The sequence below is a fragment of the Sphingomonas sp. genome (genome assembly GCF_024508665.1).
Classification (GTDB): Bacteria; Pseudomonadota; Alphaproteobacteria; order Sphingomonadales; family Sphingomonadaceae; genus Sphingomonas.
In genome coordinates, this window is record NZ_JANINP010000006.1 from 833,392 (window position 1) to 859,221 (window position 25,830).

At 64.9% G+C, this 25,830-nt stretch carries 21 protein-coding genes and 1 pseudogene; 5 read left to right on the plus strand and 17 right to left on the minus strand.

Going from position 1 to position 25,830, the window contains the following annotated elements; translation table 11 throughout:
• Positions 1-2: 2 nt before the first annotated feature.
• Both Q0L25_RS12785 and Q0L25_RS12790 read right to left on the minus strand, forming a co-directional pair.
• A complete protein-coding gene (locus Q0L25_RS12785; protein ID WP_296614813.1) occupies positions 3-485 on the minus strand; it encodes a methylated-DNA--[protein]-cysteine S-methyltransferase in 483 nt (160 codons plus the stop codon).
• 91 nt (positions 486-576) lie between these two features.
• The gene (locus Q0L25_RS12790) at positions 577-1,152 is read right to left on the minus strand and encodes a cytochrome b (RefSeq protein WP_296614814.1); all 576 of its coding nucleotides are present in this window, start codon (positions 1,150-1,152) and stop codon (positions 577-579) included.
• Between the two features lie 91 nt (positions 1,153-1,243).
• Here Q0L25_RS12790 and Q0L25_RS12795 point away from each other — a divergent pair, with 91 nt between their 5' ends.
• Entirely contained in the window at positions 1,244-2,701 is a 1,458-nt protein-coding gene (locus tag Q0L25_RS12795) for a glycosyltransferase (RefSeq protein ID WP_296614816.1), read from the plus strand.
• Positions 2,702-2,793: 92 nt separating this feature from the next.
• Here the strand turns inward: Q0L25_RS12795 and Q0L25_RS12800 are convergent.
• Together Q0L25_RS12800 and Q0L25_RS12805 are read right to left on the minus strand one after the other, a co-directional pair.
• Positions 2,794-2,997 (minus strand): annotated as a pseudogene (locus tag Q0L25_RS12800) (helix-turn-helix domain-containing protein); the annotation flags it as partial.
• Between the two features lie 3 nt (positions 2,998-3,000).
• A complete protein-coding gene (locus Q0L25_RS12805) occupies positions 3,001-3,435 on the minus strand; it encodes a Crp/Fnr family transcriptional regulator (protein ID WP_296614817.1) in 435 nt (144 codons plus the stop codon).
• A gap of 315 nt (positions 3,436-3,750) precedes the next feature.
• Between Q0L25_RS12805 and Q0L25_RS12810 the strand changes: the two genes are divergently transcribed.
• Positions 3,751-4,023 (plus strand): hypothetical protein, encoded by a 273-nt coding sequence (locus Q0L25_RS12810; RefSeq protein ID WP_296614819.1) that lies wholly within the window; start codon positions 3,751-3,753, stop codon positions 4,021-4,023.
• Between the two features lie 60 nt (positions 4,024-4,083).
• Here the strand turns inward: Q0L25_RS12810 and Q0L25_RS12815 are convergent, their stop codons facing one another.
• Together Q0L25_RS12815 and Q0L25_RS12820 are read right to left on the minus strand one after the other, a co-directional pair.
• Positions 4,084-4,476, minus strand: coding sequence for a thioesterase family protein (locus Q0L25_RS12815; RefSeq protein ID WP_296614821.1), 393 nt, complete (start codon positions 4,474-4,476; stop codon positions 4,084-4,086).
• Between the two features lie 184 nt (positions 4,477-4,660).
• Positions 4,661-6,724: a S9 family peptidase gene (locus tag Q0L25_RS12820; RefSeq protein WP_296614822.1), complete on the minus strand. Its 2,064-nt coding sequence runs from the start codon at positions 6,722-6,724 to the stop codon at positions 4,661-4,663.
• 216 nt (positions 6,725-6,940) lie between these two features.
• Here Q0L25_RS12820 and Q0L25_RS12825 point away from each other — a divergent pair, with 216 nt between their 5' ends.
• Positions 6,941-8,740, plus strand: a complete 1,800-nt coding sequence (locus Q0L25_RS12825; protein ID WP_296614824.1) for an aminopeptidase P family protein — start codon at positions 6,941-6,943, stop codon at positions 8,738-8,740.
• Positions 8,741-8,911: 171 nt separating this feature from the next.
• Here Q0L25_RS12825 and Q0L25_RS12830 read toward each other — a convergent pair whose 3' ends face one another.
• From Q0L25_RS12830 to Q0L25_RS12865, 8 genes are all read right to left on the minus strand, one after another.
• Positions 8,912-10,255 carry a GH1 family beta-glucosidase gene (locus Q0L25_RS12830; RefSeq protein WP_296614825.1) on the minus strand — a complete coding sequence of 448 codons (1,344 nt, stop codon included), beginning with the start codon at positions 10,253-10,255 and terminating at the stop codon, positions 8,912-8,914.
• On the minus strand, positions 10,252-11,049 hold the full coding sequence (locus Q0L25_RS12835) for a prolyl oligopeptidase family serine peptidase (RefSeq protein ID WP_296614827.1): 798 nt from the start codon (positions 11,047-11,049) through the stop codon (positions 10,252-10,254). The genes Q0L25_RS12830 and Q0L25_RS12835 overlap by 4 nt, the downstream gene beginning before the upstream one ends.
• Positions 11,046-11,870, minus strand: coding sequence for a carbohydrate ABC transporter permease (locus tag Q0L25_RS12840; RefSeq protein ID WP_296614829.1), 825 nt, complete (start codon positions 11,868-11,870; stop codon positions 11,046-11,048). Before Q0L25_RS12840 ends, Q0L25_RS12835 begins: the two co-directional genes overlap by 4 nt.
• Complete coding sequence (locus tag Q0L25_RS12845; RefSeq protein WP_296614831.1) at positions 11,858-12,733, minus strand: carbohydrate ABC transporter permease; 876 nt, start codon at positions 12,731-12,733, stop codon at positions 11,858-11,860. Before Q0L25_RS12845 ends, Q0L25_RS12840 begins: the two co-directional genes overlap by 13 nt.
• Positions 12,730-14,022 (minus strand): sugar ABC transporter substrate-binding protein, encoded by a 1,293-nt coding sequence (locus Q0L25_RS12850; protein ID WP_296614833.1) that lies wholly within the window; start codon positions 14,020-14,022, stop codon positions 12,730-12,732. The genes Q0L25_RS12845 and Q0L25_RS12850 overlap by 4 nt, the downstream gene beginning before the upstream one ends.
• Positions 14,019-15,428 (minus strand): glucoamylase family protein, encoded by a 1,410-nt coding sequence (locus Q0L25_RS12855; protein ID WP_296614834.1) that lies wholly within the window; start codon positions 15,426-15,428, stop codon positions 14,019-14,021. Before Q0L25_RS12855 ends, Q0L25_RS12850 begins: the two co-directional genes overlap by 4 nt.
• A complete protein-coding gene (locus tag Q0L25_RS12860) occupies positions 15,421-16,425 on the minus strand; it encodes a LacI family DNA-binding transcriptional regulator (protein WP_296614836.1) in 1,005 nt (334 codons plus the stop codon). Before Q0L25_RS12860 ends, Q0L25_RS12855 begins: the two co-directional genes overlap by 8 nt.
• Before the next feature lie 108 nt (positions 16,426-16,533).
• A complete protein-coding gene (locus Q0L25_RS12865; protein WP_296614838.1) occupies positions 16,534-17,640 on the minus strand; it encodes an ABC transporter ATP-binding protein in 1,107 nt (368 codons plus the stop codon).
• 253 nt (positions 17,641-17,893) lie between these two features.
• Here Q0L25_RS12865 and Q0L25_RS12870 point away from each other — a divergent pair, with 253 nt between their 5' ends.
• On the plus strand, positions 17,894-19,366 hold the full coding sequence (locus Q0L25_RS12870; RefSeq protein ID WP_296614840.1) for a hypothetical protein: 1,473 nt from the start codon (positions 17,894-17,896) through the stop codon (positions 19,364-19,366).
• A gap of 171 nt (positions 19,367-19,537) precedes the next feature.
• On the plus strand, positions 19,538-19,801 hold the full coding sequence (locus Q0L25_RS12875) for a hypothetical protein (protein ID WP_296614841.1): 264 nt from the start codon (positions 19,538-19,540) through the stop codon (positions 19,799-19,801).
• Positions 19,802-19,916: 115 nt separating this feature from the next.
• On the opposite strand, the gene lpdA is transcribed toward Q0L25_RS12875, so the two are convergent.
• From lpdA to Q0L25_RS12890, 3 genes are all read right to left on the minus strand, one after another.
• Positions 19,917-21,308 (minus strand): dihydrolipoyl dehydrogenase, encoded by a 1,392-nt coding sequence (gene lpdA, locus Q0L25_RS12880; RefSeq protein ID WP_296614843.1) that lies wholly within the window; start codon positions 21,306-21,308, stop codon positions 19,917-19,919.
• A gap of 97 nt (positions 21,309-21,405) precedes the next feature.
• Positions 21,406-22,662 (minus strand): 2-oxoglutarate dehydrogenase complex dihydrolipoyllysine-residue succinyltransferase, encoded by a 1,257-nt coding sequence (gene odhB, locus Q0L25_RS12885; protein WP_296614845.1) that lies wholly within the window; start codon positions 22,660-22,662, stop codon positions 21,406-21,408.
• A 93-nt stretch (positions 22,663-22,755) separates the two neighbouring features.
• Positions 22,756-25,689 (minus strand): 2-oxoglutarate dehydrogenase E1 component, encoded by a 2,934-nt coding sequence (locus tag Q0L25_RS12890; RefSeq protein ID WP_296614846.1) that lies wholly within the window; start codon positions 25,687-25,689, stop codon positions 22,756-22,758.
• Positions 25,690-25,830 lie beyond the last annotated feature (141 nt).

Consider the following 25,830-nt stretch of genomic DNA (forward strand, 5'->3'; position numbering starts at 1 on the left):
AGTCAGGCGGCGCCCTCCAGTTCGAGCAGGAAGGCTTTGCCCTCCAATCCACCGGCAAAGCCCGTGAGCGCGCCGTTGGTGCCGATCACGCGGTGGCATGGCGCGACGATCGAGATCGGGTTCTTACCGTTCGCCGCGCCCACCGCGCGGAACGCGGTCGGGCGACCGAGCTGGCGTGCGATCTCGGCATAGGACCGCGTCTCGCCGAACGGGATGGTCAGCAATGCCGCCCACACGCTCTTCTGGAAATCGGTGCCGTGGAAATCGAGCGGCAGGTCGAAATGCGTGCGTGTGCCGGCGAAATACTCGCCCAGTTGGCGCACCGTCTCGATCAGCACCGGATGCTCCGGCTGTTCGGTCATCGTACCCAGCCTGACACGATCGGGGTCGTCATTCTCCCACAGGATCGCGGCCAGCCCGCGCTCGCTCGCGACGAGCTTGAGCATGCCAACCGGGGAAGCGAAGCAGGTATAGGCAAAGGTCATGGCTTGGTCTTTCGTAGCTTGGACCAAGAATCTAGGCGCGCCGCCGACCGCCGGCTTCCCGGGCTTTGCGCTCAATGTGCTTTCACCAATCTCAGCGCCCGATTCCCATACGTTGCAGTTCCTTATGCCCTTCCATTTGATGCTTGATCGCTCCGGCCAGGTGCAGGACGATCAAAAGATAGACCAGCTTGGCGATCAGCTCATGTGCCTCGCCGAAGGTGGAATGGATCCACTCCTTGGTGTCGGGCGCCATCGCCATGATGAAGCCCAGCCGCGGCCATTCGAACGTGCCGAAGAAGTGCATCGGATTGGCGGCGGCGTCCTTCCATGCCGAATCCATCACCCATCCGGTGATCGGCATCGCCAGGATGACGAAATACAATCCCCAATGGACGATATGCGCTGCCGTCCGCTCCCATGGCTTGTAGCTGGCCGGGTAGGGCGGCGGCTTGTGCCCGATCCGCCACAACAGCCGCAATATGGCGAGCCCCAGGATGGTGATGCCGATCGACTTGTGACTGTCGATCATCGGCCGGACATATTGGCCGATCGCGTCATTATGGTCGCCGAGCGGCCACATCCAGGCGAGGACGATGTTGGTCATCACGCCGATCGCGATCAACCAATGCAACCAGATCGCGGTTTTCGTGAACCGTTCGCCTTCCACGATGTACTCCCTAACGCATTGGCAATCAGGCTAGTGCGGGGCCGAAACGAACGCTAGGAATATCGGCCCCCCAAACGAAGTCCTCTACTCCATGCTCCAGCGTACGCCGGCGGACGCGCTCGCCCAGTCCTTTGCCATCCTGTCTCCGCGCCTCAACCCACGCCGCGTCGGCTGGCCGAGCAATGGGGTGACCGCATTGGTTTATGTGGCATTCGTGGCGCTGGTGGTTCAGGCGTTCCTGCGCCAGGGCATCCTGGTCTGGTCCGTCGGTGTCGCGTACATTCTCTATGATACCGCGCTACTGATCTTCACCGCGGTGCAGATCTGGCCGCTGCGCCACGGGACGCGGTCCGCGCCACGCTCCGACGCCCGATCGACCCTGGCCGTCATCGTCGCGGCGCGCAACGAAGCGGCGGTGCTCGACGTGACGATTGATCGCCTCGCGGCGCAGAAGGACGCGCCTGATCTTATCCTGATTGCCGATGACGGATCGGACGATGCCACGCCGGAAACGCTCGCGCGCTATGGCCTGGCGCAGCCGGATGTGGGCGCGATCAGCCCGCCTGCGCCCAAATTGCCGTCACTGCGCTGGCTGCGGTTGCCGCATGGCGGCAAGGCGCGAGCGCTCAACGCGGCGATCCTGCATGTCGACGAAGAGATCGTCGTCACCGTCGATGCCGATACCTTGCTCGAGCGCGGCGCGATTGCGGCAATGCGCAACGCCTTCGCCGCCGAACCCGAACTGGTCGCCGCGACCGGGGTGATCCGTCCGATGTGCGGGCCGAGCTTGTCGGGGCGGCTGTTCGAATGGTTCCAGACCTACGAATATATCCGCAACTTTCTGTCGCGTTATGCGTGGGACCGGTTGAATGGATTGCTGCTGGTGTCCGGCGCCTTTGCCGCGTTCCGCACAAAGGCGGTGGTCGAGGTCGGCGGATTCGATCCAGATTGCCTGGTCGAGGATTATGAACTGATCCACCGCCTCCACCGCGTCGCGCATGATACCGGCCGCGACTGGCAGGTCCGCGTGGTCGGCGATGCGCTCGCCTCGACCGATGCGCCGGCGACCTTGCCGGCATTCCTGCGCCAGCGCCGTCGCTGGTTCGGCGGTTTCCTGCAGACGCAATATTGGAACCGCGACATGGTCGCCAACCGCCACTTCGGGAAGCTCGGCACCGCGATGCTGCCGGTCAAGGCGGCTGATACGGTGCAGCCGGTATTCGGCCTGACCGCATTCGTCATCCTGCTGGTGGTATTGTTCAGCGGCCGCTTCCACATCGTGCTGCCGATCCTGATCATCATGGCGGTCAAGATCCTCGTCGACCTGACCTTCCACTTGACCTCGCTCCATCTCTATTCGCGCTGGACCGGACAGACCAAGGGACTGCGCTTCGGCCCCGCGCTGGCCGCGGCGGTGCTCGAGCCGTTCAGCTTCCAGCTATTCCGCCATTGGGGCGCGATATTGGGGTGGAAGGCGTTTCTGACCGGCCGCGAAACCTGGGCCAGGCAGAGCCGAACGGCGATCGCGGAGGTGAAACGGGAAGGGTAAGGCCAAGGCGGTCGACTGATCCAGGCCCAGGCTGCTTGACGCGATTGGTGGAGGTAGGCGCGGCTGAAATCCCCGGCCGTCTGAAGCCCTGCCCAATCCGCGATCGTCACGCGCTGCTTGCTGGTGGTGACGAGCCCTTCGGAGCGCATACTCTGAAGCGTGCGGTTGACATGGACCGAAGTAAGGCCGGTTGCGTCGCCCACCTGCTCTTGCGTCATCGGCCACTCGTAATTTGGACCGTGGCATAAACCCGCGGCCTCCTGCCGGAGCGCGAGTTCACAGAACAGATGCGCAATCCGCTACCGTGCGTCGCGTCGGCCAACATTGACGATCCACTCTCGAAATATCGAAGCGTCGACAAGCGTGTCTCGCCAAAGCGCTTGCGCAATCGCCGGGCGTTCGGCGCAGAGTTCGAGCAGCGCCGATTGAGGTATGACGGCGAGCTCGGCATGGGTGAGCGCCTGCACGCTGTGATCGGCATAGCCCAACAGGCTGTTCTGGACGTCGACGATGTCGCCCTTCATGTGGATGGACAGTATCTGCCGCGCTCCATCGCCGGTCACCTTGTGACGATAGACAAATCCACCGACGAGAACGCCACAGCTATCGGCCCTGTCACCGTCGCGCACGATATAAGCGCCAGCGTCAAAGCGAGCGTGCCTGTGCGGTAATGAAAGAAGCGCATCCGAATCTGAGTCCGAGAGCAAGTTGCGCTGCGCCAGCCTGTCCAGCATCGGCTGGAGTAAAGTTCGTTGTGAAGCTGATATGTCATTCCTCCGTCTTGTGGCGGGGGAAGCTAACCCTCAGCCGCGGGCGCCAAGGAAGTCAGCCAGCGATGAGCTATTAACGTAGATTACCCGTTAAGGTTGCAAACTATATTAGACCCAGGGCCCCTGTCTCCAGATGTGGCGCCCTAATTCCCGTCATATGTGAAGGGAAAAGAGAGGCGAGTTCTCAGCCCACCCTAAACCTCACCTGTACGGCCGGTTCAGGGCTGACCAATGTTGCGGCTGATACATCCGTCGGGTCAGCACCGACAGGAGGTTGTAATGACGCGTACCATGATGTTTCTTTCGACGGCGGTGGCGGGCGGTCTTCTCGCCCTCATGCCCACCAGCGCATCGGCGCAGAGCTGGGGGTCGTATAATGACGGCCACCGGCACTATGGCTATAATGACGGCTATCGCGACGGCGGGCGCAACCATTGGCGCGAACGCCGTGAGCGCTGGGAAGCGCGCCGGCGCTGGGAACGCGAGCGCGAATGGCGCCGCGAGCATCGCCGCCATTGGCGCGATCGCTACTATAACGACTATCGCTATTGATCGACATGGCGGGGCACGGACTTCGATGTCCGTGCCCCGATTTTTTGAAGATGCAAACGGTTAGGCAAGGAACGGCGCCGCCAGTTCCGGCCTTACCCGCATCAGCCTTCCCGTCGCGCGGTCGATCAGCGCCCAGGTCGTGACCGCCTCGACCTTCACCTTGCCGTCAGCGCCGGTGAATCGGACATGACGGTCGAACCGTGCGCCTTGCGGCGGCTCCGAAACCCAGGTCTCGGCGATCACGGTCTCGCCGGCCGAGACATTACCTCGATAGTCGATCTCATGCCGGGTCACGACCCAGATCATGCTTTCGCGCTGCTCGGGCGTGGCGATCGTGTTCCAATGCGCGACGGCGATGTCCTGGATCCACTTCACCCACACCGCATTGTTGACATGGCCGAGCTCGTCGATGTCGGCCTCGGTCGCGGTGATGGGGTAGGATAGGCCAGCCATCAGCGCCCTCTCCCCTCCGGGGAGCGTCCGGCCGTGTATGCCCCCGGCATGCACTGGACATCGCGGGGCGATGTCCACCGGACGCTGGCAGACGAGCGTAGCGAAGTCGGGAGAGGCGCAGTCTGTTCGGTTAGTGAGTCACACTGCCCCTCTCCCCGGCCCTCTCCCCGGAAGGGAGAGGGGGTCATTCCTCGACACCCAATTGCCAAAGCACGAAACAATGCTCCTCGGCGCTCTCGTACAGACTGTCGAACCGGCCCGATTTGCCGCCATGGCCCGCGCCCATATTGGTCTTGAGCAGCAGCAGATTGTCGTCGGTCTTGGTCGCGCGCAGTTTGGCTGTCCATTTGGCCGGCTCCCAATAGGTCACGCGCGGATCGTTGAGACCGCCCGAGATGAACATCGGCGGATAGGCCTGCGCTTTCACATTGTCATAGGGTGAGTAGGAGCGGATCAGCTCGAACGCCGCCTTGTCCTCGATCGGATTACCCCATTCGGGCCACTCGCCGGGCGTCAGCGGCAGGCTGTCGTCGAGCATCGTGTTGAGCACGTCGACGAACGGCACGTCGGCGATCACCGCGCCCCACAGATCGGGGTCCGAATTGACCACCGCGCCCATCAGTTCGCCACCGGCCGAGCGCCCAGCGATCGCGATCTTGCCGGCGCTGGTCCAGCCATCGGCGACCAGCGCCTTGGCCACGTCGACGAAGTCGTTGAACGTGTTGGTTCGCTTCTCAAGCTTGCCGTCATGATACCATTGCTGGCCGAGATCGTCGCCGCCGCGGATATGCGCGATTGCATAAGCGAAGCCGCGGTCGAGCAGCGACAGACGCCCGGTAGAGAAGCCGGGCGGGATGGCGTAGCCATAAGCGCCATAGGCGTAGAGGAAAAGCGGCCGCGACCTGTCTTTCGGGAAGTCCTTGGGATAGACGATCGAGACCGGTACCTCGGTCCCGTCGCGCGCCTTTATCTTGAGCCGCTCGGTCGCGTATTTGCCCGCGTCGTATCCCGAAGGGATCTCCTGGACCTTGAGCGTTGTCATCTCGCCCGTCGCGACGTCGTAATCGTAGACCGTCCCCGGCGTGACCATCGATTCATAGCCGAGCCGGAGTACCGGCATGTCATATTCGGGATTGTCGCCCAGGCCCGCTGTATAGCTGGCTTCGGGAAAGGCGATCTGCCGCGGCGCGATCGCCGGATCGTAGCGGTGGATCCAGATCTGATCGAGGCCGTCCTCGCGCCCCTCGACGACGAAATAGTCGCGATAGCATTCGATCCCGGTCATGTAGAAATGCTTCGAGGGCGCTATCAGCTCGCTCCAGTTCCCCGGATCGGCGATCGGCGCGGTGCACAGGCGCCACATCGGATCGGTGTCGTTGGTGTGGATGTAGAGCGTGTCGCCATGCGTCTCGACATCGTATTCGCGCCCCGGTTTACGCGGCGCGACGCAGATCGGCTTGGCCGTCGGGTCGGTCGCGGGAAGCAGATAGACCTCGCTGGTGACGTGATCGCCGGTCGCGATGACGATCCATTTGCGGTCGCTGGTTTCGCTCACCCCGACGCGGAAGCCTTCATCGTCCTCGTGATAGAGCTCGATATCGGTCGCGGGATCGGTGCCGAGCTTGTGCAGGCGGGCATTGTCGGTGCGCCATTGCTCGTTGGCGAGGCCGTAGAGGAAGGCGCTGTCGTCGGCGGTCCATACGATCTCCGACAACATGCCGGGAATGGTGTCGGGAAGGTGCTCGCCGGTCGTCAGGTCCTTGACCCGGATGGTGAAGCGCTCCGACCCGTTGTCGTCGATCGCGTAGGCGAGCAGCTTGCCGTCGTTCGACACGGAGAAGGCGCCGAGCCGGAAATATTCCTTACCTTCGGCAAGCGCGGGTTCGTCGAGCAGGAGTTCGTCGGCGCCGCCCGTCACCGGCTTGCGCCACCATTTGCGGTACTGGCCGCCTGTCTCGAACGCGGTCCAGTAGAGCCAGTCGCCGTCCTTTTGCGGGACCGACGAATCGTCTTCCTTGATCCGCCCCTTCATCTCTTCGTAGAGTCGATCGGTCAGCGGTTTGTGCGGGGCCATCATCGCCTCGAAATAGGCATTCTCCGCCTCGAGATAGGCGAGCACGTCCTTGTCCTTGACGTCCGGATAGCTCGGGTCCTTGAGCCAAGCCCAGGGGTCGTCGATGGTGATGCCATGGGTGGTGAAGGAATGCGGGCGGGTCGCGGCGATGGGCGGCTTGGGGCTATCGGTCATGGCACCGACATAGCGGCGCCGTGGCACTTGTCGAAGGGGCTGCGTGACGGCAATGGGCGTTGCGCGCCTGTCCCGTTCTGTCACAACGCCTCCGCCGTCGGATAGCAAACGCGCTCATCGCGCTTGACCTGAGCGTCAGGCCGGCAAATGTGGTGCATTGCGCTTCTCGCGCGTTAACCACCCAGTCGCACGCCGCGACGCCGATGGAATTGCCTGATGTCCACTTACGCCGACCGCCTTTCCGCCCTTCGCGAGCAATTGAAGCGCGATCGCCTCGACGGCTTCATCGTGCCGCTGACCGATGAGCATATGTCCGAATATGTCGGCGCCTATGCGCAACGCCTGGGGTGGCTCACCGGGTTTCAGGGATCGGCCGGGACCGCGGTGGTGCTGCCGGCGGAAGCGGCGATCTTCACCGACGGGCGCTATACGCTCCAGGTGCGCGAGCAGGTCGACGGCGATCATTGGCAATTCGTCGGCGTGCCGGAGACCAGCGTATCGGACTGGCTTGGCCGCCATGCCGGACAGGGCGCGCGGATCGGATACGATCCCTGGCTGCACACCTCGTCCTGGGTGAAGGAGGCGGAAAAGGCACTGGCCGCCAAAGGCGCGACTTTGGTCGCGGTCGACACCAACCCGGTCGATGCGGTGTGGCCGGACCGGCCGGCGCCGTCGGATGCACGGCTGGTCGTCCAGCCCGATGCGCTCGCCGGCAAATCCTCGGCGGAGAAGCGCGCGGATATCGTCGACTGGCTGAGCGAGCAGCAGGCCGATGCGGTGGTGCTGTCGGCGCTCGATTCGATCGCCTGGACGCTCAACGTTCGCGGTGCCGATGTCGAGCGCACGCCGGTCGCGCTCGCTTATGCGATCGCCAATGCCGACGGCACCGTCGACCTCTATGTCGCGCCCGAGAAGATGAGCGAGGAGGTCGCGGCGCATCTCGGCAACGCCGTGCGCGTCCATGACCGCGCCGATTTCGCGCCGGCACTGGCGCAATATGGCGGCAAGCGCGTGGCGGCCGACCCCGAACGCGCGGTCGCGGCGATCTTCGACGGGTTGCAGCGCGGCGGAGCGACGGTGCTCGCGTTGCGCGATCCCGTGGTGCTGGCCAAGGCGATCAAGAACCCGGCCGAGGCGGCGGGCCATCGCGCCGCGAGCGTGCGCGATGGCGCGGCGCTGACGCGCTTCCTCAAATGGTGCGAGGAAACGCTGCCCAAGGGCACCGAAACCGAATTGTCCGCGGCGGCCAAGCTGCAGGAATTGCGCGAGGCGACCGGGCTGCTCAAGGATCTGAGCTTCGACACCATTTCGGCGACCGGCCCGCATGGCGCCAGCCCGCATTACCGCGTCGACGAGGAGTCGAACCTCAAGATCGAGCAGGGGCAGCTCTATCTCGTTGATTCGGGAGGACAATATGCCGACGGCACCACCGACGTGACGCGCGTCGTGCCGGTGGGCGAGCCAACCGCGGAGATGCGCGACCGCTTCACCCGCGTCCTCCAGGGCCATATCGCGCTGGCGACCGCAGTGTTTCCCGAGGGCACCAATGGCGGCCAGCTCGACAGTTTCGCGCGGCGCCCGTTATGGGAAGCCGGCCTCGATTTCGCGCATGGCACCGGCCATGGCGTCGGCGCGTACCTCGCGGTGCACGAAGGGCCGCAGCGCATCGCCAAGCCTAATTATCCCGGCGGCGGTCCGGCCGAGCCGCTGCGCCCCGGCATGATCATCTCGAACGAGCCAGGATATTACAAAGCCGGCGAATATGGCATCCGCATCGAGAACCTCGTCCTGGTCGAGCGGCGCGACATTGCCGGCGCCGAACAGCCGATGATGGGCTTCGAAACGCTGACCTTCGCGCCGATCGAGCGCCGGCTGATCGAGCCGGCGATGCTGACGCAGACCGAGCGTGCGTGGCTCGACGCCTATCATGGCCGCGTGCTCGATGTGCTCGGGCCTGAGCTCAACGCCGACGAGCGGGCATGGCTGTTGGCGAAGTGCGCGCCGATCGGGGGGTAAGGGCGGCGCTCGAAATTGGATAGAAAATAACGGAATCGGACTGATCCGATCACCCTCACCCTTCCGGCGCTTCGCGCCTCCCTCCCTCTCCCGATGGGAGAGGGAAGGGGCCCGCCGGCGCAGCCGGTGGGAAGGGTGAGGGTGGTTGGATCAGATTAAGATCATCCTGCGCTACCCCAGGCACGCCCCATTGGTCGCGATCACTTCGCTGTACAGCTTGGCCGAATCCTTGAACGTGCGTTCCTGCGTCTCGAAATTGACGTGAACGATGCCGAACCGCTTCGAATAGCCGAGCGACCATTCGAGATTGTCGAAAAGCGACCACAGCATATAGCCCTTGATCCGCGCCCCTTGCTCGATCGCCTTGCCGACCGCGGTGATGTGCTCGCGCAGATAGGCGGCGCGAAGCGGGTCCTCGACCCTGCCTTGCGACGCGGTAGGGGGATCGTAGAAAGCGGCGCCATTCTCGGTGATGTAGATCACCGGGTCGCCGTAATTGTCCTTCACCCACAATAGGACGTCGGTCAGACCTTGGCCGAACACTTCCCAGCCGGTGGTGGTGTAGGTCGCCTGCGGTTGCACGACCATGCCGGCGCGAACGGGGAAACTGTCGTCCGCCTTGGTGACGTTGCGCGTGTAGTAATTGACCCCGACGAAATCGATCGGCTGCCTGGCCAGCGCCAGATCCTCCGCGGACCAATCGGCCCAGGCTTCGCCGAACACGTCGGCGAGTTCGGGCGGGTTGGTGCCATGGATCGCCGGGTCGAGATATTGGCGATTCATGTAAGCGGTCGCGCGCGCGGTCGCCGCTTGGTCCTCAGGCGAATCCGACGCCGGATATTTGGGCTCAAGATTCACCACCAATCCGATCTCGTGCTTGCCGACCTCGCGATACGCCTTCACCGCCGCGCCGTGCGCGCGCATCAGGTTGCGGCTGGCGATCGGAGCTTCGAACACGTTGCGGTGCCCCGGCGCCAGCGCGCCGTGGAGATACCCGCCATCGGTCACCACCCAGGGCTCGTTGAGCGTCACCCATTTCTTCACGCGACCGTCGAGCCGTTGGAACAGCACGCGACCGTAATCGGCGAACCAGTCCGCGCTGTCGCGATTGAGCCAGCCGCCGCGGTCGTCGAGCGCGGCGGGCAGGTCCCAATGATAGAGCGTGCACAGCGGCTCGATGTCGTTGGCGAGCAATGTGTCGACAAGCCGCTCATAGAACCCCAGCCCGACTTCGTTCACCTTGCCGATGCCGTCGGGCAGAACGCGGCCCCAGGCGACCGAGAAGCGATAGGCCTTGAGCCCAAGCCGCTTCATCAGCGCGACGTCGTCGGCCATGCGATTGTAATGGTCGCAGGCGACGTCGCCGGTATCGCCCTTGGCCGCCATCAGTCGCGGGTCGTGACTGAACCGCTGCCAGATCGAGGCGCCGGCCCCATCGGCGAGCGGCGAGCCCTCGATCTGGTACGCCGCGGTCGCGCATCCCCACAGGAAATCGTCGGGGAACGGATTGCTCATTTCTTGTCGGCCTTCTTCTTGCTGGTTTCCTGGGGACCGCCTGGGGCGGGCACGGTTCGGCGCTGCTCGAGCAGCCAGCGCCACATCGCCGGATCGTCATAAGCAGGTTCCCACGATCCATGCGTCATCTGCGGATAGATCGTCATCCTGGGGCGGATGCTGCCTTTGCAGGAATCGACCTTCTTGACGATGGCGAAGCCCTGCTGGGGATCGACGACATCATCCTGGTCGCCGTGGAACGCCCAGATCGGCATGTCCTTGAGCACGCACGGGTCGAGGTCCTTGTCCTCTGACAGGCCGGCGACCGGCACGATCGCGGCGAACAGCTCGGGATGCCTGAGCGCCCAGGCCCAGGTCGCGTACCCGCCCAGGCTGAGGCCGGTCAGGTAGATGCGGCTCGGATCGACGCGATACTGACTACGCACGGCGGCGAGCAATTGATCGAGCTTGGCCGTGTCCCAGCGTCTGTCTTCGTCGCTGGCCGCCTCGAGCTGCGGCGAGACCAGGATGAACGGCGATCCGGGATGCTGCGCGATGATCTTGGGCGGGCCGTTCTTCTTGACCACCTCGATATCACTGCCGCGCTCGCCCGATCCATGCAGGAAAATGACCAGCGGCCATTTCTGCGTCTTGTCGGCATCGTAACCGCGCGGCTTGAAGATTAGATAGGGATAGCCGCCCTCGGCCGGCGCCGGTTGCGCGGTCTGCACGCCTTCCGGGAGCGACGGCGCGGGCGGTTGCTTGGTCGCGGCGATCGTCGCCGCGGCGGCCAGAACCAAGATCAGTCTCCTCATCCCTTTACGCTCCCCGCCATCAGTCCGGCGATGTAGTAACGCTGCAGTGCCAGGAAGAGCAGGAGGACGGGGACGAGGGTCACCACGCTTCCTGCCATCATCAGCTCGACGTCCTGGACATGCTCGCGGCTGAGGTTGGCGAGCGCCACCGGCAAGGTCTGCTTCTCGCTGTCGTTGAGGATGATCAGCGGCCAGAGGAAATCGGACCACGAGCCGAGGAAGCTGAACGTCGCCAAGGTTGCCAGGATCGGCTTCAGCGTCGGCAGGACGATCGAGCGAAAGATCCTGCCCTCGCTCGCGCCGTCGATCCGCGCGGCCTCGAGCATCTCGTCCGGGATCGACAATGCATATTGGCGGACCAGGAAGATGCCGAACACCGTCGCGATCGACGGTACCAGCACGCCGGCGAAGCTGTTGACGATGCCGAGCGCCTTGCAGATCAGGAACAGCGGAATCATCGCGACCTGGGCCGGGATGACCAGGGCGGTCAGCAGGAAGCGGAACAACCGCTCGCGGCCGCGGAATCGTAATTTGGCGAAGGCATAGCCCGCCATTACGTTGAAGGTCAGCGACAGCAACGTCGCCAGTGTCGCCAGGGTCAAGCTGTTGACCAGATATCGCGCCATGTCGGTGCTGGCGAACAATTCGACGAAGTTGGCGGTGGTAGAATGCGCCGGCAGCAACGGCGGCGGGAAGGACGACGCCTCGCCCGGGGTCATGAAGCTGACCGACACCATCCACAACAACGGTGCCATTGCGAACAACGCGATCAACCACAAGCCGATCTGGACGGGGAGACCACCGCGCTTCATTGCGTCCATCGCTCGCTGACCTTGAGCTGCACCAGGGTCAGCGCGAACATGATCAGGAACAACACAAACGCGATCGCGCTGGCAAAGCCCAGGTTCCACCAGCGGAAGCCCTGCTCGTACATGAAATAGAGGATCGAAACGGTGCTTTCGACCGGGCCGCCCTGGGTCATCACATAGGGTTCGGCGAACAGCTGGAAATAACCCGCCATGGTCAGGATCGACACGACCAACAGCACCGGCGCGAGCCCGGGAAGGGTGACGTGGCGCAGTCGCTGAAAGGCGCTGGCGCCATCGATCCGTGCGGCTTCGTGCAGCTCCTCGGGAATGGTCTGCAGGCCGGCCAGGATGATGATCATGTTATAGCCGAAATTCTTCCACACCGCGAAGATCACGATCGCAGGCATCGACCAATGCGGATCCCCCAGCCAGTCGATTGGCCCGATGCCGATCCCACCCAGTACCCAATTCACCAGCCCGTATTTGGTGTGGAGCAGATAACGCCAGATCACCGCCACCGCGACCAGGGTGGTAACTACCGGCGCGAAATAGACGGTCCGGAAGAAGCCCTTGAACCGCGCAAGCTTGTTGTCGAGCAGCAACGCGGCGGCGAGCGACATCATGATCGACAGCGGCACGCCGAGTATGACGAACCAGGCGGTGTTGCCGAGCGCCTTCCAGAATAACGGCGTTTCGAGCAGGTGGATGTAATTGTCGAGACCGACGAAGCGCAGATTGCCGATGTCCGCCACCGCATAGATGTCGAAATCGGTGAAGCTCAGGATCAGCGCGGCGGCAACGGGGAAGAAGAAGAACAGACCCAAAGCGACCAAAGCGGGCGCGACGAATCCCCAGGCGGCGCGCTCCTGGCTCATGACCGCGCCTCCGAGCGGAGCACGTCGACCTGTTTCTTGCGCGCCAATATCCACCGGCGCTTGGCCAGCGTCTCGTCCGCGCGTTTGTCGAGCTCGGCGACGGCCTGGTCGGCGGTCAATTCGCCATGCGCGGCCTTTTCGGCGACGAGCTTGAGGTCGGTCGCGATCTGCTCCCATTCGGGAACCTTGGGCGTGGCGCGGACCCGCATCATTTGCTCGCCGAACGCCTTGGCATAGGGATCCTTGGCGAGTTCGGGCGTCTTCCAAACGCTGATCCTGGGCGGCAGATCTCCGGTCAGCGCATGGAAGCGAATTTGAATGTCGGGGCGCGACAGGAACTGGACCAGCTTCCACGCCGCGTCTTTCCTGGTCGACGACTTGAACAGCACCAGGCTGGACCCGCCGGCGTTCGATACGCCGGGGCCGTCGGGGCCGGGCATTGGCGCGGTCATCCATTCGCCTTGGTGCGCGGACGGCAGGCGGCGCTTGAACTCGCCGATCTGCCACGGCCCGGTGATGTAGAAGCTGAACCAGCCGCGATCGAACTCGTCCCAGACATTGGCGACCTGCGTCGTTGCGACGACCGGCGCCAGCCCGTCGCGCATCGTGCCGAGGTAGAAAGCGAGCGCCTTGCGAAATCCCGCGCTGTGGAAATTGCCCCGCGCATCGTCGGTGACCATCGGCTCGGACGCCTGCAGCCCCAGGATTTCGAGCGGCTCATATTCGTTGAGCGGGAAATAGACGGCGTATTTGTCGGGTCCGACCAGCTTCTTGATCGCCCCCATCTGGCGGCGCCATTCCGCCCAGTCGCCCGGCGGGTGATCGAAGCCGGCGCGCTTCAGGATATCGCGGCGATAGAAGAGCAACCGCGTGTCGACATACCAGGGCACGCCGTACAGCTTGCCGTCGACCACATTCGAATCCCAGATGCCGGGATAATAATCCGCGCGCGGAATGGCCGGGGTCGCGGCGACGCGGCCGTCGAGCGGATCGAGCGCGCCTAAAGTCGCGAATTCGGGCACCCAGCTATTCCCTAGCTGCGCCATGTCGGGCATCGCGTTGCCGACGAACGCGGTCAGCAGTTTCTCGTGCGCGGCGGTGAACGGCAGTTGCTGGACGCGCACCTTCACACCCGGATTTTCGCGCTCGAATTCGGGAACCAGGTCGCCGACCACTTCGCCTTCGCGGCCCATCGCCCAGACGTCGAGCACGGTCGTCGCGGGCGCGTTGGAACACGATCCCAGCAACAGCGCGGCCAGCCCGGTAGTCAGGACGCCGAACAGCTTCACCCCAGCCAGCCGCCGGTAAAGCCAGCCCGCTGCAAACCGCGCTGGATCGCCGGGTGCGATCGCATCGCGTCCCAAATCATGCCGCTGCGGTGGTTTTCGATCATCGCCACGATCGGGCCCTGGTCGATCCCGAGATAATCGCTGTCGACCCAACCCGCCGTTGCGGTGACCTTGCCTTGATCGACCCGGGCTCGCGCGAAAGTGAAGCTCGGGTTGAACGAATCGAGAAAGCCGTACTGGCCGTAAATCGCGCTGCCATAACGGTCGCGGAGAGCGCGCGTCGCCGGCTCGACGATTTCCGGGGCGAAGGGCAGGGAGGCGACCGCAGCGGTCGGCGCGATCGTCCCGTCGTCGAACCCGTCGGGCAACCCGACCGGACCGCGCGCCGAATAGCCGCTGAACTGGCGCTCTATGCCGTTGACCGGGGCCTGCCCTCCGCCCGGCCCGTCGCACGCGGTCAGCCCCCAGATATCCTGCGAATAGCCGACCCACTTGCCGGGATTCCGTCTGGCGTAATCGCGCTGCCAATAGGTCGCACGGCGGCTATTCTCGAAATAGTCGAACCCGGCCTCACGCATCGTTGCGTCGCGGATGCCGCGCATGTCGAGCCAGCATTGGGTATATTGGTGGGCGAAATGCGGACCGAAGGCGAGGTGGCGGGTAGCGCCGCTGCCGCGCCAGCTGTCGGGATAGGTCGAGCACCATCCGTCATAGGCGTCCCGGTCGAGATAGTGATCGGGAGCGCCCAGCGCGAGCACGTACAGGATCTGGCCTTCGGTATAGCCGAACCATGGCCGTGCGATGAACCCGCTCTCCGGATGCCAACCCATCGACACGCGCTTCTGCGCGTCGTGCTGCTGGAACCAGCGCCAGTCGCAGCGCGCATAGATTTTGGCGGCGAGGTCGCGGATCTCGGCTTCCTCGGGCCGATCGAACCATTGCCCGGCGAACAGCACGCCGCCGAGCAGCAGAGTGGTGTCAATCGACGACAATTCGTTCTGCCGGAACCTGAGGCCGGTCTGCATGTCGAGGAAGTGGTAGAAGAACCCCTTGTACCCGGAGACTCCCGCCGGCGCATCGCCTTGCGGTGCGTTCCAGAAGAAGCGCAAGGTGGCGAGCGTGCGGTCGCGTGCCTGGGCCCGTGTGATCCAGCCGTGCCTGACCCCGATCGGATAGGCGGTGAGTGCGAAACCGGTCGCGGCGATGCTCGAGAAGCTCGGGCTCGGCCAGCGATCGGGCATCAGCCCGTTTGCCGGGTTCGACTGTTCCCAGAAAAAGCGGAACGTTCGCCGCTGGATATCGCCGAACAGATCGCCCGTACGCGCGCGCGACGCGCCGAACGCGGGCAAGGCGGCCGCGCCGAGCGCGGCGCCGCCGGCCAGCAGCAAGTGGCGGCGATCAAGCATGGCGGCGGCTGGAAGCGCGGATGACGAGTTCGGGTTTGAGCATTTCGGTGGTCGCTTCGACCGGATCCTCTGACTCGGTGATCGCGACGAGCTTTTCCAGCGCGCGTTCGCCGAGTTCGGCGAGGTTGAGCGCCATGGTCGACAGCGCGGGCGTGACATATTGCGCGATCGGGACACCGTCGAAGCCGATGATCGCGACATCGTCGGGCGCGCGCATGCCGCCTTCGGCCAGGGTCGCCATGCACGCGACTGCCATCATGTCGTTGGCGGCGAACACGCCATCGATATGCGGACGCTGGCTGAGGATTTGCCACGCCGCGTCGATCCCCGACGCCTCGCTGAAATCGCCTTCGATCTCGATCCCCGCATCGGCGCCGAGCAATTCGCCCACCGCCGCGCGGAACCCGGTTCGACGGGCATCGGCGTCGGCATTGCCCTGCGGCCCGGTGACGTGCGCGATCCGCTTGCACCCTTGCGCCACCAGATGCGCGACTGCTTCCCGCGCACCCGCCAGATTGTCGATCGCGATGGTGGGATGCGTGCCGTCGCTGGCCGCCGCGTTCATGACGATCGCCGGCAGACCCCTGGGCAGATTGCGGCCGAGGAACTCCGCGTCGAGCTGTGGTGACATCACCAGCAGGCCGTCCACCCGCCCGCGCATCGCCCGGATCGCCAATTCGGTCTCGTCGGCGCTACCATGCATGTTGGAGAGCAGGAGCTGCAGCCCGCGGCGATGTGCCGCATAATCGATGCCGCGAATGATTTCGGAAAAGAACTCGCCGAACAAGTCGGGCAGCACGACTCCGATCGTGTTGGAGCGGCCGCGCGACAAGCTGCGCGCGCCGAGATGCGGGACATAATCGAGCGCGCGCGCAGCCTCTATCACGCGCTGGCGTGTCGCCGGCGTGACGCTGGCATGATTGTTGAGCGCGCGGCTAGCGGAGGCGACCGACACTGCGGCGCGGCGCGCGACATCGCGAATGGTGACGGCCGACATGCATTCCTCCCCAATGCGCCGCTTGGTGGCGCGTGTAACCGTTTCCACGAACTCTTCTAAGCCCCAACGGGGCGCCACGCCAAGCGGCTTTTTGTGGCCAGATCGGTGCTATGCTGCCGCGCGCGGAACGGCGGGCATCGGCCGCGGGAGCGCGCGGCCGTGTTCGTCGAACAAATGCAGCGTCTCGGGCGCCATCGCGATCCCCAGCGTCTCACTCGCAGGTCGTGTTGGCAGCGAGGCGACCAACGGCTCGGCAAGCCCCTCGATCGCGAGATGGACGTGATGCACCGCGCCTAGCGACTCCACCATCCGTATGTCACCGCCGAGCCGGTTGGCGGGACCGTCGCCGGTCAGGCTTTCGGGACGGACGCCCAGCGTCACTGCAGCGCCCGGAGACAGCGATTCCGCCGCGATCGCGGTCTCGATGAGTTGTCCGCCATTCAATCGGACTGTCGCGCCTGCCGTGCCCCGCCCGACATAGGTGGCCGGCATGAGGTTCATCGTCGGCGACCCGATGAACCCCGCGACGAAAATTGTGTCGGGCCGTTCGTATAACTCGGCGGGTGTTCCGACTTGCTCGATCACCCCATTGTTGAGCACGACGATCCGGTCGGCCAGAGTCATCGCCTCGACCTGGTCGTGCGTGACATAGATCATCGTCGTGCCCAGCGCCTTGTGCAGCCCGGCGAATTCGTAGCGCATGCGGACGCGCAGCGCGGCGTCGAGATTGGACAGCGGCTCGTCGAAAAGGAATACTTTGGGCTGCCGCACGATCGCGCGGCCGATCGCGACGCGCTGGCGTTGGCCACCCGACAATTCCCTGGGCCGCCGGTCGAGCAGATGCGTGATATCGAGCGTCGCCGCGGCGGCATCGACGGCGGCAGCGATCTCCGCCTTCGACCGGCCGGCAAGCTTGAGCGCAAAGGCCATATTCTCGCGCACGCTCATATGCGGATAGAGCGCATAGGATTGGAACACCATCGCAATGCCGCGCTCTGACGGTGGCATCTCGTTGACCACGCGACCGTCGATCTCGACCGTGCCCGAACTGAGCGATTCCAAACCGGCGATGCTTCGCAACAGGGTCGACTTGCCGCAGCCCGACGGCCCGACGAACACGACGAATTCGCCGTTGGCGATGTCCAGATCGATTCCCTTCAAAACCTCGATCGGGCCGAACGCCTTGGCCGCTTGTCTCAGGCGTACCGTCGCCATCGCGCTCTCCTGTTGCGGCGGCGCCGCTTTTCGCGACCCTAACCGCACCTCGCGACGATGCAAGGCGTCGGCGCGACCGGCGATGGCAAATACCAGAGGATCGTTACGTGCAACCCCCGATTGACTCGTTCTAGCGTTGAGTCACGCTGGCGCAGCTCGGGACCATCAAGACAACGCGGGCTGAACGACGGCGACAGGGCGAGTTCATTGACACTGTGGGATGACCACGGCGGCGTTGACAGGAGTGGGGCAGATGATGACGCGGAAGCAGATGGGTTCGATGGCCGGCGCGATTTTCGCGCTGTTGACGGGTGTGGCGCTGCCCGGCCTAGCCGCCGCGCAGGATATTCCGCCCGCGGCTGCGGCTGCGTCCGACGAGGCCTATCGCTATATCGACGACGCTGACGCGCTGCTCGATGCAATGGGGACGTCGCCGCCCGACCACGGTTTCCGCTTCGACGGCATCGACTGCTGGGCGTGGTCGATGGCCGATGGCTCGACCATCCTCGCCGAGCCGCTCGGCGACGATTACCGCTATTATATCTTCGCGCCGGGTGACGATTATCCGTTCTTCGTTGGCGACCGGACTTACGCCTATGGCTTTGATCGCCGGATTCTTGCCGCGGTCTACGGCGACAATGGCGACCTGATCGATCCGTCCGACGATATGGTCGACGGCGCGCGATGGCTGTCCGATCGTGGCTTCGACATGAAGCGGGCGATGCAGAATCCCGAGCCGATCTATGCCGGCGACTGGGCCGATAGTATCGGCTGGTTCGGCGCGATCGAACTGCGGTTCGACAGTTGGCGCAATCGGCCGGGCTGGATCCGCTATCGCGATGGGCCGGGCCGGCTGCATCATCGTGACTGGCGTAACAAGCTCGGCACGGAATGGCAGAAGCGGCGGCAACGCGCCGAATGGTTCGAACGGTGGCGGCGCGGAGGCTATCGCGGCGCTCCCCAGGGCGGCGGTAAGTGGGTCACGACGCCGGGTGGCGAGCGGCCAGGTAGGAGGGGCAATCCCGACGCTTGGAAAGGGAAGGGCAATTGGATCGGACGGCCACGGCCGGTCGCGCCGCCGACACCGGGTGTGCCGGGTACGAAGCCTGGCCGGCCGGGTCGCGGCGACGATACCGGGCCAGGGTTCCCGCGACGTCCACCGCGCTCGGGCCAGCCGATTCCGGGGCAGCCGATCCCAACCCCGCCCGCTCCGCCGGTGACCTCGACACCGCTGCCCCCGCCGGTGGTCGTCCCGCCGCCGCCAAGACGCGACGATGCCGGTCGCCCGGCGCGGTTGCCACCGCGGATACAGAGCGACATCCCGACCGCTGTTCCGCCGACGGCGCCCGTGCCCGCCCCCAAGCCGCCGCCCATTGTGCGCGGCGAGCGCCGCATCGAGCGGCCGATGCTCGTGGTGCCGAAGCCGCCGATGGTCCAATCGGACGCCGGCAAGCCAACCGAGTTGCAGTCACTGGAACGGCGCCCGATACCCCCCCGAGTTGAGCCGCGGCGCATCCCACCGCCGGCCGTAGTGGCACCGCGACCGAGCTTCTCGCCGCCTCGCACACCGGTATCGGCCCCACCGCCGCCGTCACCGCCGGCAGCGGTCGCTCCGCCGCCTCCCGCCGCTCGGCCCGCGGGACCGATTTCGGGGATACGCAGTAACGGCGGAGCGCCGCGAGGTGAGGGCCGGGGCAGGCCGGGGGGCAAGGGTAAGGAACAATAATTGCCGCTTGAAAATCCGCTGGGATTTGCGCGCGCTGGCTGCAACCTGGGACCGCTAAATTCGTTTCACGCCCGGCGCGATCGGAGGGAAATCCGAGCTCGTGCGTTAGAGACTGGCCCGGCGACGCCGTTTTTGCGCGACCGGGCGTGTAACAAGAAGTGAGAGGTCACCATGCGTAAGACAATGATCCTGGCTTTGGCTGCCGCCGGCACGATGCTTGCTGCCGCCACCCCCGCCATGGCGCGCGAAGGATGCGGACGCGGCTGGCACCGCGGCTGGCACGATCGCTGCGTTCCCAACGGACCGCGCTATGTCAATCGCGGCCCCGAGGTCCGGTTGGTGATCGGCCGCTATTACCCCAATCGTGGCTATTGGGACGGCCGCCGCTATTGGTGGCATCGCGAGCGCTGGAATGGCGGCTGGCGCTATCGGTAATCGATGATCTCGGCAGGCGGCGCGGCAAAGCCGCGCCGTCGGTCGGCGCTTGAGCGCCGCCGCCCGATCTGATCGCGAGTTTGCTCGATCGTAGCGTCGCTACGATCTCGCGCGATCAGATGTGAATGGGCTTGCCCGTCACCGCCATCGCCGCTTCCTTGATCGCCTCACTGTGCGTCGGGTGCGCGTGGCAGGTATAGGCAATGTCCTCGCTGGTCGCGCCGAACTCCATTGCCTGGGCGGCCTGGGCGATCATCGTCCCCGCGACGCTGGCGATGCACCACACGCCCAGCACGCGGTCGGTCTTGGCGTCCGCGATCACCTTCACGAAACCGTCGGGCTCGTGATTGGTCTTGGCACGAGAGTTCGCCAGCATCGGGAACTTGCCGACCTTGACCTCGCCACGCTCTTTGGCGGCTTCCTCGGTCAGGCCGACGCCGGCGATTTCCGGCCAGGTGTAGACCACCGACGGGATTACGTCGTGGTTCACGATGCCGTGCTGGCCCGCGATATTCTCGGCGACCGCAATGCCTTCGTCCTCGGCCTTGTGCGCGAGCATCGGGCCGGGCACCACGTCGCCGATCGCCCAGATGCCAGGCACTGCAGTACGGAAGTCATGGTCGATCTCGATCTGTCCGCGCTGGTTGGTCGAGAGGCCAGCCTTGTCGAGCGCCAGGCCGTCAGTGTTCGGCTTGCGGCCGATCGACACCAGCACGGCATCGGCCTCGATCGTCTCCGCTGCGCCACCGGCTGCCGGTTCGACGGTGAGTGTGGCCTTGTCGCCCTTGACCGTCACGCCGGTGACCTTGGTCGACAGCTTGAATTCCAGACCCTGCTTCCTGAGAATCTTGTTCGATTCCTTGCGGACCTCGCCGTCGAAGCCGGGCAGGATCTGGTCGAGGAACTCGACGACCGTGACCTTGGCGCCAAGGCGACGCCACACGCTACCGAGCTCGAGCCCGATCACCCCGCCACCAATCACGACCAGATGGCCGGGGACCTTGGGCAATTCGAGCGCGCCGGTCGAATCCACCACGACCTTCTGGTCGATCTCGACCCCCGGAAGCGGGACGACCGACGATCCGGTGGCGATCACGATGTTCTTGGCGCGCACGCTGCGGTCACCGACCTGCACCGTATCGGCGGAAGTGAAGGCGGCATGGCCCTTGAGCCACTCGACCTTGTTCTTCTTGAACAGGAACTCGATGCCGCCGGTCAGTTGCTTGACCGCGTCCTTGCGCTGGCCGTGCATCGTGTCGAGGTCGAGCTCGGGCGTGACCTTGATGCCCATCTTGGTCATCATGCCATTGACGGCGTGATCGTAATATTCGCTCGCGTGCAGCATCGCCTTGGACGGGATGCAGCCGACGTTGAGGCACGTGCCGCCCAAAGTCTCGCGGCTTTCCACGCAACCGGTCTTGAGCCCGAGCTGCGCCGCGCGGATCGCCGCGACATAGCCGCCGGGGCCGGCACCGATCACCAGGACGTCGAAATCATAGTCAGCCATCATTTCCTCCGTCGCCCCGGCGGAGGCCGGGGCCGGCCAGCGGGGGAGCGATCACACAGCGACCCCGGCCTGCGCCGGGGTGACGCCTAGTATATAGTTACAGGTCGATCAGAATGCGCGTCGGGTCCTCGATCGCGTTCTTGAGCGCGACCAGGAAGGTCACCGCTTCGCGGCCATCGATCAGGCGGTGGTCGTAGCTGAGCGCGAGGTACATCATCGGACGCACCACGACCTGGCCGTCGCGGACCACCGGACGGTCCTCGATGCGATGCAGGCCGAGCACGGCCGACTGCGGCGGGTTGATGATCGGAGTCGACATCAGCGAGCCGAACACGCCGCCATTGGAGATGGTGAAGGTGCCGCCCTTCATCTCCTCCATCTTGAGCGTGCCGTCCTTGGCGCGTTTGCCGAAATCGCCGATCGTCTTCTCGATGCCGGCGACCGACAATTGGTCGGCGTCACGGATCACCGGCACGACCAGGCCCTGCGGCGCCGAGACCGCGACCGAGATGTCGGCATAATCGTGATAGACGATCTCTTCGCCGTCGATCTGCGCGTTGACCGACGGCACGTCCTTCAGCGCCATGCAGGCAGCCTTCACGAAGAAACCCATGAAGCCCAGCCGGACGCCATGCTTCTTCTCGAACAGATCCTTGTACTTGGTCCGCGCTTCGATCACCGCCGACATGTCGACGTCGTTGAACGTCGTCAGCATCGCCGCGGTGTTCTGCGCGTCCTTGAGGCGCTTGGCGACTGTCTGGCGCAGGCGCGTCATGCGCACGCGCTCTTCCTTGCGGCCGGTCGAGGCGGCGACCGACGGGGTCTGCACCGGCTCGGCGGCCGGGGCGGGTGCCGGCGCGGCCGGGGTCGCCGCAGCGGCGAGGACGTCGTCCTTGGTCAGGCGGCCGTCCTTGCCGGTGCCGCGGACCGTCGCCGGGTCCACTCCGGTTTCGAGCACCGCGCGGCGCACCGAGGGGCTGAGTGCGGCGGGCGTGTCGCCAGAGCCGGGCGCCTGCTGGCCGGCAGTGGCGGCGGGCGAAACAGCGGAGGCGAGGGTGGGCGCAGGAGCGGCGGGGGCAGGCGCAGGGGCCGCAGCGGGAGCAGCCGCGGCTGCACCGCCTTCCTCGATCGTCGCCAGCAATGCGCCGACCGCGACATTGTCGCCGACCGCGACCGCGTGCTGGCCCATCACGCCGGCAACCGGCGACGGCACTTCTACCGCGACCTTGTCGGTCTCCAGGCTGACGATCGGCTCGTCGGCCTTCACCGGATCGCCCGGCTGTTTCAGCCATTCGCCGACAGTTGCCTCGACGATCGATTCGCCCAGTACGGGCACGTTGACTTCGGTTGCCATCTTCACCTCGTCATCCCAGCTGAAGCCGGGATTTCCATGATCTCATTCCTGTCGCTCGATGCCCCCCAGCTTTCACTGGAGCGACGAGCGGGTTCAACTCTTCCGCGTGCGGCGGATTTCCTCGCGAACGTTATGGCCCAGCGCATCGGCGACAAGCGCGGCCTGTTCCATCTGGTGCCGCTTGGCGAGGCCGGTGGCGGGCGATGCCGCCGCGGCGCGACCGGCATAGCGCGCGCGCCGCACCTTGCACTTGGCCGCGGCCAGCGCTTCCTCGATCAGCGGTTCGACGAAGAACCAGTAACCGTTGTTGCGCGGTTCCTCCTGCGCCCAGACGATCTCTTCGAGATTGGTCATCCTTTTGACGCGCTCGGCGAGCGGATCGCCGGGGAACGGATAGAGCTGCTCGATGCGGACGATCTGGGTGTTCTTGTCGCCCGCGGCGTCGCGCGCCTCGAACAGGTCGTAGGCGACCTTGCCAGTGCACAGGACCAGGCGCTTGGTCTCGGTATCCGCTGGCGCATCCGGATCCGACAGGATGCGGCGGAAGTGGCTGTCGCCCAAGAAATCCTCCGCCTTCGACACCGCGCGCTTGTGGCGCAGCAGCGACTTGGGCGTGAAGATCACCAGCGGCTTGCGGAACGTCCGATGCATCTGGCGGCGCAGCAGATGGAAGATGTTGGCCGGCGTGGTGCAATTGGCGACCTGCATATTGTCGCCCGCGCACAGCTGGAGGAAGCGCTCGGGGCGCGCCGAGCTGTGCTCGGGACCCTGGCCCTCGTACCCGTGCGGCAGCATCATCACCAGGCCGTTGGCACGCAGCCACTTGGCCTCGCCGGCGGCAATAAACTGGTCGATCATGATCTGCGCGCCATTGGCGAAATCGCCGAACTGCGCTTCCCAGATCACCAAAGTCTTGGGGTCGGCGAGCGCATAGCCATATTCGAAGCCGAGCACGCCATATTCGCTGAGTGGCGAATCGAGCACCTCGAAGCTGCCGTGCTCGACACTCCATAACGGCACATATTTGTGCTCGTCATTCTGGTCGACCCAGACGGCGTGACGCTGCGAGAAGGTGCCGCGGCCCGAATCCTGGCCCGACAAGCGGACGCCATAGCCTTCCGACAAGAGCGAACCGAACGCCAATGCCTCGCCGGTCGCCCAGTCGAAATTCTCGCCGGTCTTGAACATCTCGCGCTTGGCGTCGATCACGCGGTTGAGCGCCTTGTGGACCGTCAAGTCGTCGGGAATGGTGGTCAGCGTGCGGCCCAGGCTGTCGAACAATTTGCGTTCGATGCCCGTCTCGACGTTGCGGCGCGCGGTCTCGGCATCGGCCGGCATGTGCAAGCCCGACCAGCGGCCGGCGAACCAGTCGGCCTTGTTTGCCTTGTACGAGGCGCCCGCCTCGAACTCGCCCTCCAGCAAGGTGTCGAACTGGTGCGTGACCTGATCGATCCAGGCCTGGTCGACCACGCCCTCGGCGATCAGCCGTTTGCCGTACACTTCGCTGACCGACGGATGCTGACGGATCGCCTTGTACATCAGCGGCTGGGTGAAGCTCGGCTCGTCGCCTTCATTGTGGCCGAAGCGGCGATAGCACCACATGTCGATCACGATGTCGCGATGGAATTTCTGGCGGAATTCGATCGCCATCTTGCAAGCGAAGGTCACCGCCTCGGGATCGTCGCCATTGACGTGGAAGATCGGCGCCTGGACGCCTTTGGCGACGTCCGAGCAATAAGGCGAGGAGCGCGCGAATTGCGGGCTGGTGGTGAAGCCGATCTGGTTGTTGATGACGAAGTGGATGCAACCGCCGGTATTATAGCCGCGGATTCCCGAGAAACCGAGGCACTCCCAGACGATGCCCTGGCCCGCGAACGCCGCGTCGCCATGGATCAGCACGGGCAGCGAATGGCTGTGCTCTTCCAGGTCATTGGCGAGCGTCTGGATGGCGCGTGTCTTGCCCAAGACTACGGGATCGGCCGCCTCGAGGTGCGAGGGGTTGGCGACCAGCGACATATGGACCTTGATCCCGTCGAACTCGCGGTCGGTCGAGGTGCCGAGGTGGTATTTCACGTCGCCCGACCCGCCGACATCTTCCGGGTTCGCAGAGCCACCGCCGAATTCGTGGAAGATCACGCGCAACGGCTTGGCCATGACATTGGCCAGCACGTTGAGGCGTCCGCGATGCGCCATGCCGTAGACGATCTCGTTGACGCCCATCTGGCCGCCATATTTGATCACGCTTTCCAGCGCGGGGATCATCGCCTCGCCGCCGTCCAAGCCGAAGCGCTTGGTGCCGACATATTTCTTGCCGAGAAAGCGTTCCCACTGCTCGGCCTCGATCACCTTGTTGAGGATCGCCTTCTTGCCGTCGGTGGTGAACTGGATGGCCTTGTCCTTGCCCTCCATCCGCTCCTGCAGGAAGCGGCGTTCCTCGACATCGGCGATGTGCATATATTCCAGGCCGACATTGCCGCAGTAATTGGCGCGCAGGATGTCGACCAACTCGCGGATCGTCGCCCATTGCAGGCCCATCGTGCCGCCGAGATAGACCGGGCGGTCGATATCGCTTTCGGAAAAGCCGTAATAATCCGTCTTGAGGTCGTCGGGCAGGTCGTGCCGGATGAGGCCAAGCGGATCGAGCGTCGCCGCGAGGTGACCGCGGACGCGATAGGTGCGGATCAGCAGCATCGCGCGGATCGAATCACTTGCCGCCTTGACGATGTCGTCCTGGCTGGCCGGCTTGGCCGCCGGGGCGGCTGCGGGGGCGCCGCCGCGCGCGGGCTTTGGCGCAGGCTCCATCTGGGTCGGGTCGAGCGCCGCGGTCAGGTCGTCGGTCGACGATGGCGGCCAGGCGGGATTCGCCCAGCTGGCGGTCGACGGGCCGTTCTCCAGCCCCTCGAACCAGCCGCGCCACGACGGCTCGACCGAATCCGGCGATTCCTTGAACTTTCTGTATAGCGCTTCGACGAACGCGGGCGACACGCCGGCGGCGATGTCGCTGAAATCCAGACCTTCGTAGCCCATCTTACTTCTCCTTTCCCTCTCCCCTTGTGGGAGAGGGAGGGGCCCATCAGGCGTCAGCCTGATGGGAGGGTGAGGGGGCGAGCCGGAGGCTCGCGCGGCGCTTGGGCGCCGCTCCCCTCATCCAAGCTCCGCTAGGCAGCA

Coding starts and splice junctions, on each gene's coding strand:
- Q0L25_RS12785 (WP_296614813.1), bottom strand. CDS start 485: ATGACCTTTGCCTATACCTGCTTCGCTTCCCCGGTTGGCATGCTCAAG.
- Q0L25_RS12795 (WP_296614816.1), top strand. CDS start 1,244: ATGCTCCAGCGTACGCCGGCGGACGCGCTCGCCCAGTCCTTTGCCATC.
- Q0L25_RS12805 (WP_296614817.1), bottom strand. CDS start 3,435: ATGCTGGACAGGCTGGCGCAGCGCAACTTGCTCTCGGACTCAGATTCG.
- Q0L25_RS12810 (WP_296614819.1), top strand. CDS start 3,751: ATGACGCGTACCATGATGTTTCTTTCGACGGCGGTGGCGGGCGGTCTT.
- Q0L25_RS12815 (WP_296614821.1), bottom strand. CDS start 4,476: ATGGCTGGCCTATCCTACCCCATCACCGCGACCGAGGCCGACATCGAC.
- Q0L25_RS12820 (WP_296614822.1), bottom strand. CDS start 6,724: ATGACCGATAGCCCCAAGCCGCCCATCGCCGCGACCCGCCCGCATTCC.
- Q0L25_RS12825 (WP_296614824.1), top strand. CDS start 6,941: ATGTCCACTTACGCCGACCGCCTTTCCGCCCTTCGCGAGCAATTGAAG.
- Q0L25_RS12830 (WP_296614825.1), bottom strand. CDS start 10,255: ATGAGCAATCCGTTCCCCGACGATTTCCTGTGGGGATGCGCGACCGCG.
- Q0L25_RS12835 (WP_296614827.1), bottom strand. CDS start 11,049: ATGAGGAGACTGATCTTGGTTCTGGCCGCCGCGGCGACGATCGCCGCG.
- Q0L25_RS12840 (WP_296614829.1), bottom strand. CDS start 11,870: ATGGACGCAATGAAGCGCGGTGGTCTCCCCGTCCAGATCGGCTTGTGG.
- Q0L25_RS12845 (WP_296614831.1), bottom strand. CDS start 12,733: ATGAGCCAGGAGCGCGCCGCCTGGGGATTCGTCGCGCCCGCTTTGGTC.
- Q0L25_RS12855 (WP_296614834.1), bottom strand. CDS start 15,428: ATGCTTGATCGCCGCCACTTGCTGCTGGCCGGCGGCGCCGCGCTCGGC.
- Q0L25_RS12860 (WP_296614836.1), bottom strand. CDS start 16,425: ATGTCGGCCGTCACCATTCGCGATGTCGCGCGCCGCGCCGCAGTGTCG.
- Q0L25_RS12865 (WP_296614838.1), bottom strand. CDS start 17,640: ATGGCGACGGTACGCCTGAGACAAGCGGCCAAGGCGTTCGGCCCGATC.
- Q0L25_RS12870 (WP_296614840.1), top strand. CDS start 17,894: ATGATGACGCGGAAGCAGATGGGTTCGATGGCCGGCGCGATTTTCGCG.
- Q0L25_RS12875 (WP_296614841.1), top strand. CDS start 19,538: ATGCGTAAGACAATGATCCTGGCTTTGGCTGCCGCCGGCACGATGCTT.
- lpdA (WP_296614843.1), bottom strand. CDS start 21,308: ATGGCTGACTATGATTTCGACGTCCTGGTGATCGGTGCCGGCCCCGGC.
- odhB (WP_296614845.1), bottom strand. CDS start 22,662: ATGGCAACCGAAGTCAACGTGCCCGTACTGGGCGAATCGATCGTCGAG.
- Q0L25_RS12890 (WP_296614846.1), bottom strand. CDS start 25,689: ATGGGCTACGAAGGTCTGGATTTCAGCGACATCGCCGCCGGCGTGTCG.